We start from the raw sequence: 13,348 nt of genomic DNA, 5'->3' as shown, positions 1-13,348 counted from the left end.
CCCCGATGTCGCAAGCCAAGCCTTCCCGCACATCCGAGCAACCCGTATTGGTCTGGAAAAATGTCTTCCGGGATTCGGGGATCGCCATTGCCCTTATCGCACTTGTGATCTTCTTCGCGCTGACCTCGGATCACTTCCTGACGCTTGCCAATCTGACGAATGTCCTGACGCAGGTTACCATCAACCTGATACTGGCGGTCGGTGTCACCTTCGTCATTCTGATCGGTGGTATTGACCTGTCGGTTGGTTCTGTTCTGGCCTTGTGTGCGGTTGTTGCGGGGACGGTCATAAATCTTCCCGGCCTGCCCGTATTCGCCGCCGTTACCCTGGCGACGCTTGCGGCAGTCGGCGTTGGCATCATCTGCGGTCTGCTTAACGGATTTATTTCCGCATATTGGGGTCTGCCTTCCTTCATTGTCACGCTGGGGATGTTGAACATCGCCCGTGGTGCGGCTCTGCTGGTGACCGACGCGCGCACCATTTATTCGTTCCCGCCGGCCTTCAACGCGTTCGGGTCACAGGCAGTCTTTGGTGTGCCACTCGTGTTTCTGGTTGCACTGGCGATTGTGGCAATTGCATGGTTTGTGCTGACCCGGACCGTGTTCGGACGGCTGATCTATGGTATTGGCAACAACGAAGAAGCGGTTCGTCTGGCGGGCCATCCGGTATTTCTTTATAAAGTCGCCACTTTCACCATCGCTGGCGCCGTCGTCGGCATCGCAGCAATAATCTACATGTCGCGCCTTAATATCGCGAGCCCGATCATCGGAAACGGGTTCGAGCTTAATGCCATTGCTGCGGTCATTATCGGTGGCACCAGCCTCAACGGTGGACGCGGCTCAGTGCTTGGCACTCTGCTCGGTGCGTTTATCATCGGTGTGCTTGCCAATGGCCTGATCCTGCTTGGTCTCAGCGATTTTGTGCGCCAGATGATTACCGGGATCGTCATCATTCTGGCCGTCATTCTGGACAAGTATCGTGAACGCCTTCTGACATGAACGTGCAACGACCCGGCAGTGCCCCAGAAAGTCACCGCATATTTCGAAGCTCCGGGCATGTCTTGCATTCATTGGACCGGAGGAAGTTATGATATATGTCGTCGGTTCCGTGAACCTCGACTATGTCGCGCATGTTCAGAAACTGCCGCGGCCCGGTGAAACGGTTCTGGGTTCAGAGCTGCGGAAAACGCCCGGCGGCAAAGGGGCCAATCAGGCGCTTGCCGCAAGGCGTGCGGGAGCCGCTGTCCGCCTTGTCGCATGCATCGGACGGGATGACGATGGTATCGCCGCGACGGCCTCGCTTGCCGAATCCGGTGTCGATCTGACTTCCGTTCAAAAATGCGACATGCCGACTGGTGTTGCGCTGATCCAGATTGATGCGGCAGCGGAAAACTCGATTGCGGTTCTGCCCGGTGCGAATAGCTGTCTGAGCGCAGGGGTCGTCAGGGATGCCTTATCCGGGCTGAAAGCTGGCAACACGGTTATTCTCCAGCAGGAAGTCCCACAGGAAGCAACCCGGACAGCCATTGAAATGGCCCGTGCGGCAGGGGCCTTCAGCGTTTTGAACGTCGCACCGGTTTTGCCAGAAAGCGCCAGCCTGGCATGTCTGGCCGACATGGTCATTGCGAATGAAACCGAATTTCAGGCGATTTTCGGTCAGACCCCGACGGCGGAGGCCGCGCAGGAATGGTGTCAGACTACGGGTCGCAGGCTTGCGCTGACACTCGGTGCGGATGGCGCAATCCTCGCCGGGGGCGATGCGCCCCGACACATCAGGCCACCGAAAATCACACCCGTCGATACAGTCGGCGCCGGCGATACATTTGTGGGTTATCTGGCAGCGGGGCTCCACGCGCATATGGCACCAGAACAGGCACTGGATGTCGCAATCAGGGCGTCCGCGCAGGCCTGTCTTTATTCCGGGGCGCAATCGGCCATACCCTGGATCGATCAGATCAGCGTTCAGAACCTAAGCAGGTAAAGCGGCTCAAGGATATCTTGGCCGAGGACAGGCTGATCCGCAAATAGATGGCGCAGAGGCTCGGCATGAGCCGGGCGACTCTACAACGCTGGCTGCGGGATGACCCGTCGCTGACACCGACCAAATAAGGTGCCATATGATTGATGGCAGAGCGGGGTGTAACGGTCAGTTATGAGGCAATCCGGGCGTGAGTTGACCGGTTTGCCGCAGAAATCGCCGCCCGGATCAGATCACTGCATCCGGCCCCGAACGCCGTCGCCCCACCCCTGAAATCTATCGCACCCGCCGGGCTTCCGCGTCCGAAACCTGGGGCGAAATGGCAAACGGGATGGTCGCTTGAAAGATGGCCATCGGGCAACATCGTGACTGGACAAACAACCTGACAAGGCCAGCGTACAGGAACGAACAGAGAATGCTTCGACGGATCGGGATGGTTCGTCAGCCCGTCTTGCGCTAAATACGCGCCAGGGGGACAGCCGTGGCCAAGACAGAAGATTTCAAGGACATTCCGGGCTACGCGGACACGCTCGTCCATCGCAGCGTGCGTGAGGTGGTGGCCGACAAGTTGTCGGGGCTGATAGCGTCAGGCGTGCTGTCGGTAGGCGACGAGTTGCCGAGCGAACGCGATCTGGCGCAGGCGTGGCAGGTCAGTCGTGAATCGGTGCGCGGGGGACTGCGCATCCTCGCGGAACAGGGCGTCCTCGCGGTATCGCAGGGCGCGCGCACCCGCGTCGTGTCGGATTTTTTGCGCGACAGCGAAGGCACCGTCGTCTCCAGCAACCGGCTCAATGCCAATGACATCCATCACATCAACGATGCCCGCCTGGTGGTCGAGTTGGAGGTCGTGAGCCGTGCCGCCACGCGGATAACGCAGGACGCACTGGCCTTTCTCGACGCCTCGCTCGCAGCGCAGCGGCGCAGCCTGTCGAAGCCGGTCGAGTTCCTGATCTGCGACCGTGAATTTCACTTCGCGATCTACGAGGCCGCGGGCAACGATGTGCTCACTGACATCGTCAAGGAACTCTACGGATACATGATGCCCAACCGCGTCCGGGTGATGGGCGGCACCGATGCAATCGCGACCAGCATCGAGGATCACGCGGAGATTCTGGCCGCGCTCAAGGTCCATGACGCAGCCGCCGCCGTGGCTTGTTTCGAGACACATATCGAACGAATCTACCGCTCAACGCTGGCCTCCATCGACGCCTGAGGCTTCAGGGGCCTAAATTCTAATTGTAAAAACAATTACCTAACGGATCATCGATCCCACTTGTGCCAACTGGCCTTGATAACAGACCAGTTGGCGCGTAGCGTTGGCGCTGCGTTTGATTCGGGAGGATGATGCATGGATGAGACGACGCTGCTCGTGACGGGGGCCGGAGGGTTCATCGGTCGCATGCTGATCGACGATCTGGCGGCCCGGCCCGAGATCACGGTCGACGGATCGCCGCGCCGCGTGACCCGCATCCTCGCCTGCGACATCTCCGACGCCCCGCTCCGCGAGCTTGCATCGCGCCACGCCCTGGTCGAGGCACTGCCGGGCGATCTCTCGGATCGCGACGTGCTGGATCGCATTGCCGGCGAAGCGCCCGGTGTCATCGTTCACCTTGCCGCCGTGGTCAGCAGCGCCGCCGAGGCCGATTTCGAACTTGGCCTTCAGGTCAACCTGCGCGCGCTCATCAACTTCGTGTCGGCTCTGAGCCGGATGGCCGAGCCGCCTGTCTTCATCTTCACTTCATCGGTGGCGGTCTTCGGCTGCGCGGGTAATGCCGATATCGACGAGACCACCCCGCCCACGCCGCTGTCCTCTTACGGGACGCAGAAGGTCATGGGCGAGATGCTGATCCGGGATGCCGCGCGGCGTGGACTCCTGCGTGGCCGCACGATCCGGTTTCCGACAATCTCGGTCCGGCCGGGGCGGCCCAATCGCGCGGCCTCAAGTTTCGCCAGCGGTCTCGTCCGCGAACCGATGGCGGGCGAGCCGGCGACGCTTCCGGTGCGCCGCGACCTCAGGCTGCACCTTGCATCGCCCGACAATGCCATCGCGGCGCTGCGCCATGTCATAGCACTCGGCCAGGATGCGTTGGACGGTGACACGACGATCACGCTGCCTGGCCTCACAGTGTCCGTCGCAGAGATGATCGACGCGCTTCGCCGTGTTGCCGGGCCCGACGCCGTGCGCCTGATCCGCGACGCGCGCGACCCCGGCATCGAGGCCATCGTCGAGACATGGCCCGGCCATATCGACACGCCTCGCGCGCGCCGCCTCGGATTCGCGTCGAACCAAAATTTCGAGGAACTCCTGCGCGAGCACGAGCTCCGCATGACAAAAGATTAAGCGATTTCAAGGGAGAATTACACATGACCAAGATGACCATCTTCGCCACAACCGCCGCTGCGGCGCTGTTCGCCAGCGCAGCCCTCGCAGAGCAAAGCGTGACCATCGGACACACCCAGAGCGCAACGTCGCATTACGGCGTAGGGGCCGAAGCCTTCTTCGACACGCTCGAAGAGCTGTCGGGCGGCGCATGGACCGGCGAACAAGCCGCGGCAGGGGCATTGGGCGGCGAGCGCGACATGATCGAGGGCCTGCAGATCGGCTCGCTCGATCTGGTGATCTCCTCGACCGGGCCGCTGGGCAATTTCGTGCCCGAGACCTACGCGCTCGACCTGCCGTTCCTGTTCCGCGACTACGATCATGCACGCGCCGTGCTGGATGGGGAAATCGGGCAGGAGCTTCTGGCCAAGATCGGCGAGAACGACCTGGTGGGCCTGGCCTGGTCGGAAAACGGCTTCCGCCATGTCACCAACTCCAAACGCCCGGTGCGCACGCCGGCGGACCTCGAGGGGCTCAAGCTGCGCACCATGGAAAACCGCGTCCACATGGAGGCCTTCGCCCAGATGGGCGCAGAGCCCACACCCATGGCCTTTCCCGAGTTGTTCACCGCGCTGCAGCAAGGCGTCGTCGATGGACAGGAAAACCCCGTGACCGTGATCTCGGCGTCGAATTTCTGGGAAGTCCAGAACCATGCCAGCCTGACGGGACATGTTTATTCTCCGGCGGTAATCTTGGCCTCGCCGATCCTGTGGGACAGCCTGTCGGACGAGGAAAAGGGCTGGTTCAGCGAAGCCGCCGCCGCCTCTGCAGCTGCCACGCGCGCCGAGGTGTCGCGTCTTGAGGAGGAAGGCATTGCGCTCATGCGCGAGAACGGCATGGAGGTGGTCGAGGATATCGACAAGGCACCTTTCGCCGAACTCGCCCAGAATGCCTATGACATCTACACTTCGGAATACGGCTCCGAGATGGTCGAGCGCATTCAGGCCGTCGAATGATCGACAGATAACGGCTGCGGGCAGCGGCATGGCTGTCGCTACCCGCGCCATGAGGCCGGAGGCCCGATGTCCCAGTTCCTGATCCTTGAGCGGTACACGACCCGGATCGCGCTCGGCGCGGCCATCGTTTTTCTGATCGCGGCGTCCGGTTTGTCCATCTTTCAGGTCGTCACGCGCTTTATTTTCGGATCTCCCTCCACCTGGTCGGAGGTCGCTGCGCGCTCGGCGATGATCTGGGCGGTCTTCATGGGGATCGCGCCCGCCTTTCACCACGGCGCGATGATCTCGATCGAGGTAGTGCAGACCTCGCTGCCGCGCCGGGCCGGTCAGGCGTTGATAATCCTCTCCGGGCTCTTGTCTTTCCTGTTCTTCACGGTGGTGTTCTGGCAGGGCTGGACGATGACTGAACGCGTGCTGGGCCAGACAATGGCCGGGCTGGAAGTCTCAATCGCATGGGCCTATGCCGCGCTGCCGGTCGGCACTCTCTTCGCGCTTATAGCGATCCCGGCCAGCATCGTCCGCGGGCTCGGTCAGGACCCTCACGCTCCCATCCCGGAGGCCTCGCCTTGAATTCCGCCATCGCCGTCTCTCTGGTTATCTTCTTTCTGATGGGCGTACCCATAGCCGTGTCGATTGGTCTGGCCTCAATCGTGGGCATCGAGGTGCAGGGACGGTTGCCGCTTCTGCTGATCGCTCAGCGCATGTTCACCGGGCTCGACAGCTTTCCGCTCATGGCGATCCCGCTCTTCATCCTCGCTGGAAACCTGATGTCCGGCGGGGGCATATCGCGGCGGCTGGTCGATCTGGCGAGATCCCTCGTCGGCCGTGTTCAGGGCGGGCTTGCCTGTTCCTGCGTGCTGACCTGCATGATGTTCGCCTCTGTCTCCGGGTCGAGCGTGGCGACCACCTTTGCCATCGGGGCGATCCTGATCCCTGCGATGGTCAACCAAGGCTATCCAAAACCGCTCGCAGCCTCGATCCAGGCAAGTTCTGCCGAGCTTGGGGTGCTCATTCCGCCCTCGATCCCGCTCATCCTTTACGGCGTGTCGACCGAGACATCGGTCGGCCAGCTTTTCATCGCGGGGATCGGTCCCGGGATTCTGGTCGCGAGCGCGCTTATGGCGCTGGTTCTGGTGATCTGCCGCCTTCGGGGGCTGGGGCTGAACGACGGCGCAGACTGCCCGCCTTTCCGCACCGCGCTCGTCTCGGCGCTCCCGGCGCTCGCCGTGCCAGTCGTGATCATCGGCGGTATCTATGCCGGCATCTTCACCCCGACCGAGGCTTCGGCTGCCGCCGTCGCCGTGGCGCTGATCGTGGGCATCGGCATCTATCGAGAGCTGCCCTTGCGGGAGCTGCCGCGCATCCTCCGCGAGACCATCGTGTCGACCACCGCGATCATGCTGATCATCTCGGCGGCGGCGCTATTTTCCTTCCTGATCGCGCGGTCAGGGCTTCCGAACGACATCGCTGCGTGGTTCGGCACGGTCTTCGACAGCAAGATCGGCTTCCTTTTCGCAGTCAACGTGCTGTTGCTGTTCATCGGCATGTTCATCGAGACCTCGGCGGCGATCCTCGTGCTCGCCCCGATCCTGACACCCATCGCCATCCAGTTCGGCGTCGATCCGGTACATTTCGGCCTGATCGTCGTGGTGAACCTCGCGCTCGGCATGATCACTCCGCCGTTGGGCGTGAACCTGTTCGCCGCCTGCGCAGTCGCCAACATCCCGATCGAGAAGATCATCCCGCAACTTATCTGGTTCGTGGCGACGGTCATCTGCTGTCTGCTCTTGATTACCTATGTCCCCGTGATCAGTCTCGGTCCGGTAAACTGGTTCATGAACTGATCCCGCAGGAGGACCGACATGCTCTTAGGTGCCATCGGAGACGATTTCACAGGCTCGGGCGATCTGGCCAACACCCTGGTCAAACAGGGGATGGCGACGACGCTTTATTCCGGTATCCCGACCAGTCCTGCGGCAGAGGAGATCGAGGCGGGCGTAATCGCGCTCAAGACCCGGTCGGTCCCGGTCGATCAGGCGGTCACGGCCTCGCTCGCAGCACTCGACTGGCTGCGCGCGCAAGGCTGCCGGCAGTTCCTGTTCAAGTATTGCTCGACCTTCGATTCCACGCCCCAGGGCAATATCGGACCGGTCGCCGACGCGCTCGCCGACGCACTCGGGGTCGACCGCGCGCTGGTCTGCCCCGCCTTCCCCGAAACCGGGCGTACGATCTACATGGGCCACCTCTTCGTCGGCGACGTGCTGCTCAGCGAAAGCGGGATGCAGGACCACCCGCTGACGCCTATGACCGACCCCGACCTGCGCCGATGGCTGGCGCTGCAAAGCGCGTCAGAGGTCGGCCACCTGCCACTCCCGACGCTGCGCGCGGGCAAGGACGCCATCGCCGAGCGGCTTGACGCCGAGGCGAGCGCTGGCCGCCGCCTGATCGTGGCGGATACCGTGGCCGACGACGACCTCATTCTACTCGGGCGGGCCGCGGCGGAGCACAGGCTCATCACCGGCGGTTCAGGCATCGCGCTCGGCCTGCCGGAGAATTTTCGGGCCGCGGGCCTGCTGTCTGGCACGGCAGGCGACTGGACACCCCAGCATGACGGGCGTGGCGCGGTACTCTCGGGCTCGTGCTCACGCGCGACGCGGGGCCAGATCGCCAATCATCAGGGACCCGCCCGGCAGGTCACGCCGGACGAAGTCATCGCGGAGGACTTCGCGGTCGGCGCTCTTGCCGACTGGGCAGTGGCGCAGGACGGTCTGCCGCTGATCTATTCCTCCGACGACCCCGAAGACGTCAGCGCAGCGCAGCGGAAACACGACCGCGACCGCCTCGCTGCCGCCTTCGACGGCATGTTCGCGGATCTCGCCCGCGACCTTGCCGCGCGCGGCTTCACCCGCCTCGTCACGGCGGGCGGCGAAACCTCGGGCGCAGTGGTCGAGGGTCTGGGTGCCGACCGGCTGACCGTCGGCCCGCAGATCGACCCCGGTGTGCCCATGCTGCGCGCCCGCCCCGACCTGACGCTGGCGCTGAAATCCGGCAATTTTGGCGGCGCGGACTTCTTCGCCAAGGCCGACGCGATGTTGAGGGGTGAGCGATGAGTGAGGAGACGCGCCTGCGCGAGGATATCTGCCTCTTCGCCAAATCGATGTTCGACCGCGGCCTGACCACGGGATCCTCGGGGAACATCTCTGCCCGCACGCCCGATGGTGGGCTGCTGGTCACGCCGACCGGATCGAGCTTCGGGCGCCTTGACCCCGCCCGCCTCAGCCGCTTCGACGAGGGCGGAACGCTGATCGACGGCGACAAGCCGACGAAAGAGATGCCGCTCCACGCTGCCTTCTACGAAACACGGAGGCGAACCGGAGCCGTCGTGCACCTCCACTCGACGCATTCCGTCGCGCTGTCGATGCTGCCCGAGATCGACCCCGACAACATGCTGCCGCCACTGACGGCCTACGGGATCATGAAGCTCGGAAAGGTGCGTCTGCTGCCCTACTACCGGCCTGGCGATCCGGCCATGGGCGATGCGGTGCGTGGGCTCGCGGGACGGCGCACCGCGGTGATGCTGGCCAATCACGGCCCCGTCGTCGCAGGCAAGGACCTCGAAGCTGCGGTCTACGCCACGGAAGAGCTGGAGGAGACCGCGAAGCTCGCCATCCTCCTGCGCGGCGCCTCGCCCCGGATGCTGACCGAGGCCCAGCAGCGCGACGTGATCGAGACTTTCAACGTGGACTGGGACTGAGCCGATGATCATCTCCGCCAATCTGGGCTTCCTCTTCACCGACCTCGCCCTGCCCGACGCTGTGCGCGCCGCCACGCGCGCGGGCTTCGACGCGGTCGAATTCCACTTCCCATACGAGACGACGTCCGCTGCTGCTCTGCGCGCGGTCCTTGACGAGACCAGCTTGCCGTCTCTCGCACTCAACACCTGGCCCGGCGACCGCGATGCGGGCGAGTTCGGCCTGTCGGCCCTGCCGGGCTGCAAGGCCCGCGCCCGGGAAGAGATCGACCGCGCCGTCGCCTATGCCGTCGCGACCGGCACCCGCAATGTTCACGTCATGGCCGGCCGCTCGGACACCGGCGCGACCTCGGACGACGCCTTTTGCGACGCGCTCGGCTACGCCTGCGAGACCGCCGCGCCCCACGGCATCGGCATCCTGATCGAGCCGATCAACATCCATGACGTCCCCGGCTACCACCTGTCTACCCCGGAGCATGCGGCCAAGATCATTGCCGCGCTCGGCGCCCCGAACCTTTCCATGATGCTCGATTGCTACCACATGGGCCGTATGGGTCGCGACGTGGCCGCCGACATCCGCGCCTTCGCCGGGATCACAGGCCATATCCAGATTGCAGCGGTCCCCGACCGTGGCCCACCCGATCACGGAATGCTGGACTACCTCGCCCTCGCTCCGACGCTCGCCGCGACCGGCCTCGCAATAGGTGCGGAATACAGACCGACCGGAAAAACCGGGTCCACCCTATCGTGGCTGGTACCGTTCCGTGCTGCCGCGTAGCGGACGGCGTCGAAATTGACCGCTGCATTCCTGTTCCGGGCGTTTTGATGGTTCAACCTCCCCGGTCGGCATATGGTGTGCCATGCTGGCAAAAACGGTCGTTTGCGCGACGCGCCCGTGCGCTCCTGATGCGGAGTAAGCAGCCCGAGGTGCTCTGGCGTTCCGAAGCTTTTTTGCCGATGAACTTGCACTTGCAACACTTCTATAATCTTCGAAACAATATTTATTGTACTATCTACAGCAGACACGTTTAGTAATCAAAACTGATTGGTTCCGGACTTGTTTGTCGAAACAAGACCCGGAAGCAAAGGGGAGTTCTCTGGATAGATGTAAAAAACCATTGGGCTAAGAACTATGCGAACCAATCTGAGTTAGCAAATTGGCCTGAAGCATTACTGGAGAGACAATTTATGCAACACCTCACATTGAGCATGACAGTCGCCTCTGTACTGTTGGCACTCAAATCAACAACAAAAGCTGAAGAGCTTACCAGCACGCGAACAGCGATACCAAGCTGCAATACCATAGCAATAATTTCTCATGATATTAGTAACTTAATTAATGATCGACAAGATATCGTACTGTCCTTCGTCAACATCGACGGCAAGGCTATCTGGTCTCAATTGGACAGTGATGCGGGCAGCATCGGTATATAATAGATTATCGGGCATTATAGAGTAGGGTGACAGAAACGCGTAAAGATCCTCAAGTCTAAATTGGATTCACGTTTCATAACTGGAATTTCGGAATTTCATACACCTGTAACGCGAGGAAAACGGGGCTTTGTCAAAATTGGGACGGTATTCTTGGTAAAATCCCATTTTGGCGAAAAACGCACTAACGACGACCACTTTGGACAAGCCACTTCTCTCGATTCACTTTTCGTTCGCATCTGCTATCCTGCGCCCATGAACGAAAACGACCTCTGGTTTCTGCCCGGACCGGCGCGGGACGATCATGCGGAGGCCCTGCCCCTGCCCCGTGCCGACGCCTGCCCGGGCCTCGATCCGGCTGACTGGTGTGCGGCCCAATCCGGGCTTGCGGTCGAACTGGCCGATGCGGCACAGGCGCTCGGGGGCCTCGATGCCGTGGTCGGGCAAGACCCGGGCATGATCCGGCGGCTCGCCATGCTGGAGGTGGAGGCGATGCTCTGGGCTGAAGGCACCCCCCTGCCCCGCGAAGAAATCGGGCGCGATGTCATGGCCGGTCGCGCCAGCTCCGATCCGCTGGTGCTCGCCAAGGCCCGCTGGGCTTTGCGGCGGCTGGAAGGTCAGGCGGAACCGACCGATCTGCGCGGCTTTCTGGGCCTGCACCGGGTCGACACCCCGTCAGAGACCGGCCGCGCCGCAGGTGACGGTTTCGACGCCGCAGCGCAGGAGTTTCTGACGCTGATCGACGCTTCCGGCCTGCACCCGCTGACCCGCGCTGCCATGGCCCTGCCCGGCTGGCGGCTGGCCGGTCTGTCGCCGCCCGAAGATCTGGCCGAAGCCGCGTGTTTCGCGGCCCGCAGCGCGGCGAGCGGGCTGGATCATCTGCCCTTCATCCCGCTCGGCCATGACGGGCGGCGCATCTGGCGTATGGGCGGCCCCGCAACCGAACGGCTGGGCGCATGGCTGAGCGCCGTTCGGACCGGGGCCACCCATGCACGGGCAGAGGCGCAGCGGCTGGATGATTGGGCGGCGCGCGCCACGGCCAGCGTGGCACGGATGAAAGGCCCCACCCCGGCCCGCGTGATCGCGGTGCTGCGCGCCCATCCGCTGATGACCACCGAAATGGTCGAACAGGAAATCGGCGTGTCCCGCATCACCGCCGAGCGTATCCTCGCCCGGCTACTCGCCATGGGCCTGATCCGGGAAGTGACCGGCGCCCGCCGTTTCCGGCTGTGGAGCGCACCATGACCGACCTCGTCCCCCCCGACCGTGCTGACCCGCATTGACCCGGTGCAGAATATGCGCCGCTTCTACCGGCTGGAGCTTTCCGCCGATCTCTTCGGCGGCGTTCACCTGACACGGGAATGGGGCCGCATCGGCACGCGTGGACAAAGCCTGACCCGCTGGTACGAAACCGAAGCCGAGGCAACTGGGTTCGCGGAACTAACGCTGAATGCGAAACGGCGGCGTGGGTATGAAATCATAAGATAGAATACATCCGGCGTGATGGAGCAAACCATTTTCGTGCGCGGGCTTGCAGTTGACAGCTGTCAACTTTCATCCCGACCGGCCCCTTCCAACCAGAGTTGACAGCTGTCAACTTTTCCTCAGACCGCGCGGCCATTCTCTGCCCTCAGCAACGCCATCACCATTGGTCCCGGCGAGAACCCCGCCTCCGCCGCTTTTCGACTCAGCGCGCGGAGATAGCCGCCGGGCCGCATGATCTCGCCGGATCGTTGCAGGATGCAGGCGAGCGTAATCGCGGCCGTGACCTCGCCCATATTGCGGCAGGCTTCCTCCCAGGCATCGGTTGAAATCCCCAGCATCGGTCGGACGAAACCGGCCACGCTGACCAGATCGCGCCAGTTTCGGATCGGATGCTGCGCATAGGGTTTGATATCCGGCGCAGCTTTCAGGATCAGCCCCAGCGGAATGGCAAGCTCGGCCTCGCCACCCGCCGCCTTTTGCTCTTCTGAGCAAGGTTCATAACAAGGTATATCTGGGTTTGAATTCTGATAGTGCCGCTCATTATCGTCGTCACTGCCGTCCATATTCCTTGTTTCGTTGCCTGCAATCGCTGAAATATCCGCCAGAATATCCTCGGCATCGCCTGCAAGCGCCTCCAGCGCGGTCATGTCCAGCTTGCGACGAAGACGGCGGCGCTGGTCTGCGATGGCATCGTGCAGCGCCGCAGGGACCGCAATGGATTGCTCCAGCGCCCATTCCAGCAGCTTGCCCGCATCGCGCAGCCGGATCACCACCTCCTCGCGCAGCCGCCGCAGGCGCAATGCCTCCTGCCGGGCCGCGAGTGCCATACCCGCAATCTCGGGACTGCGCACCAGCAGCGGGCGCAGATCGAAGCCGAAAATCCGGTCATAGCTGCCGGTCATGTCGCGGGTTGCGTAGCGCTTGCCGTTCGGGCTGTCGCGCCGGATGATCAGCCCGGCCCGGACGAGTGCTGCGATATGGCGGCGCAGCGTGCTTTCGGCCATGCCATGCGCGCGCTCCGACAGGGCGCGGTTCGATGGAAACACCGTCAGCCGGTCGTCATCCTCCAGCTCCTTGGCCGGATGAAAGGACAGCAGCGCCGACAGAACCGCAAGATCGCGATCCGTCACGCCGTAATTCAGCCGCGCGACGGTCAAATCGCGCAGCAGCGCCCATTTGTCGGGCGCATCATCCGGGGCAGGGACCTCGGACAGGGCTTGGGTTGCGAGCAGGCCAGCCGTCACCGGCTGCCGCCCGAATGGCGTCATCGAGATATGTCGCATTTTAATGACCACAGGGTGAAAACCGCTGTTCGCCCGCGAGGACGTTGTTGACAGCTGTCAACTCTTGCCGCTATCTTCGAGGTGC

The 13,348-nt window shown here is 62.8% G+C and carries 13 protein-coding genes; 12 read left to right on the top strand and 1 reads right to left on the bottom strand.

The features are described 5' to 3' along the window. Window positions 1-5: 5 nt before the first annotated feature. The 12 genes from PAF12_RS18375 to PAF12_RS18320 all read left to right on the top strand — a co-directional run bounded on the left by PAF12_RS18375 (window position 6) and on the right by PAF12_RS18320 (window position 11,983). The gene (locus PAF12_RS18375; protein ID WP_271109963.1) at window positions 6-998 is read left to right on the top strand and encodes an ABC transporter permease; all 993 of its coding nucleotides are present in this window, start codon (window positions 6-8) and stop codon (window positions 996-998) included. Window positions 999-1,086: 88 nt separating this feature from the next. Next, window positions 1,087-1,980 carry a ribokinase gene (locus PAF12_RS18370; RefSeq protein WP_271109961.1) on the top strand — a complete coding sequence of 298 codons (894 nt, stop codon included), beginning with the start codon at window positions 1,087-1,089 and terminating at the stop codon, window positions 1,978-1,980. A gap of 478 nt (window positions 1,981-2,458) precedes the next feature. Further along, on the top strand, window positions 2,459-3,190 hold the full coding sequence (locus tag PAF12_RS18365) for a FadR/GntR family transcriptional regulator (RefSeq protein ID WP_271109960.1): 732 nt from the start codon (window positions 2,459-2,461) through the stop codon (window positions 3,188-3,190). A gap of 135 nt (window positions 3,191-3,325) precedes the next feature. Further along, window positions 3,326-4,318, top strand: coding sequence for a D-erythronate dehydrogenase (gene denD / locus PAF12_RS18360; RefSeq protein WP_271109959.1), 993 nt, complete (start codon window positions 3,326-3,328; stop codon window positions 4,316-4,318). Between the two features lie 32 nt (window positions 4,319-4,350). Further along, complete coding sequence (locus PAF12_RS18355; RefSeq protein WP_271109962.1) at window positions 4,351-5,313, top strand: TRAP transporter substrate-binding protein; 963 nt, start codon at window positions 4,351-4,353, stop codon at window positions 5,311-5,313. A gap of 66 nt (window positions 5,314-5,379) precedes the next feature. Continuing rightward, entirely contained in the window at window positions 5,380-5,883 is a 504-nt protein-coding gene (locus tag PAF12_RS18350) for a TRAP transporter small permease (protein ID WP_271109958.1), read from the top strand. Beyond that, window positions 5,880-7,157 carry a TRAP transporter large permease gene (locus tag PAF12_RS18345; protein ID WP_271109957.1) on the top strand — a complete coding sequence of 426 codons (1,278 nt, stop codon included), beginning with the start codon at window positions 5,880-5,882 and terminating at the stop codon, window positions 7,155-7,157. Before PAF12_RS18350 ends, PAF12_RS18345 begins: the two co-directional genes overlap by 4 nt. An 18-nt stretch (window positions 7,158-7,175) precedes the next feature. Next, the gene (otnK, locus tag PAF12_RS18340) at window positions 7,176-8,423 is read left to right on the top strand and encodes a 3-oxo-tetronate kinase (protein WP_271109956.1); all 1,248 of its coding nucleotides are present in this window, start codon (window positions 7,176-7,178) and stop codon (window positions 8,421-8,423) included. Continuing rightward, complete coding sequence (gene otnC / locus PAF12_RS18335) at window positions 8,420-9,067, top strand: 3-oxo-tetronate 4-phosphate decarboxylase (protein ID WP_271109955.1); 648 nt, start codon at window positions 8,420-8,422, stop codon at window positions 9,065-9,067. Before otnK ends, otnC begins: the two co-directional genes overlap by 4 nt. A 4-nt stretch (window positions 9,068-9,071) precedes the next feature. Continuing rightward, the gene (locus PAF12_RS18330; protein WP_271109954.1) at window positions 9,072-9,842 is read left to right on the top strand and encodes a hydroxypyruvate isomerase family protein; all 771 of its coding nucleotides are present in this window, start codon (window positions 9,072-9,074) and stop codon (window positions 9,840-9,842) included. A gap of 908 nt (window positions 9,843-10,750) precedes the next feature. After that, window positions 10,751-11,740, top strand: coding sequence for a hypothetical protein (locus PAF12_RS18325; protein WP_271109953.1), 990 nt, complete (start codon window positions 10,751-10,753; stop codon window positions 11,738-11,740). Between the two features lie 21 nt (window positions 11,741-11,761). After that, window positions 11,762-11,983, top strand: a complete 222-nt coding sequence (locus PAF12_RS18320) for a WGR domain-containing protein (protein ID WP_271109952.1) — start codon at window positions 11,762-11,764, stop codon at window positions 11,981-11,983. Between the two features lie 116 nt (window positions 11,984-12,099). Here PAF12_RS18320 and repC read toward each other — a convergent pair whose 3' ends face one another. Next, entirely contained in the window at window positions 12,100-13,263 is a 1,164-nt protein-coding gene (gene repC / locus PAF12_RS18315) for a plasmid replication protein RepC (protein WP_271109965.1), read from the bottom strand. Between the last annotated feature and the right edge of the window lie 85 nt (window positions 13,264-13,348).

The organism is Paracoccus sp. SCSIO 75233 (assembly GCF_027912675.1).
Lineage (GTDB): Bacteria > Pseudomonadota > Alphaproteobacteria > Rhodobacterales > Rhodobacteraceae > Paracoccus.
The sequence above is the reverse complement of the archived record's forward strand: the minus strand, read 5'-3'. Positions and strand labels throughout refer to the sequence as shown.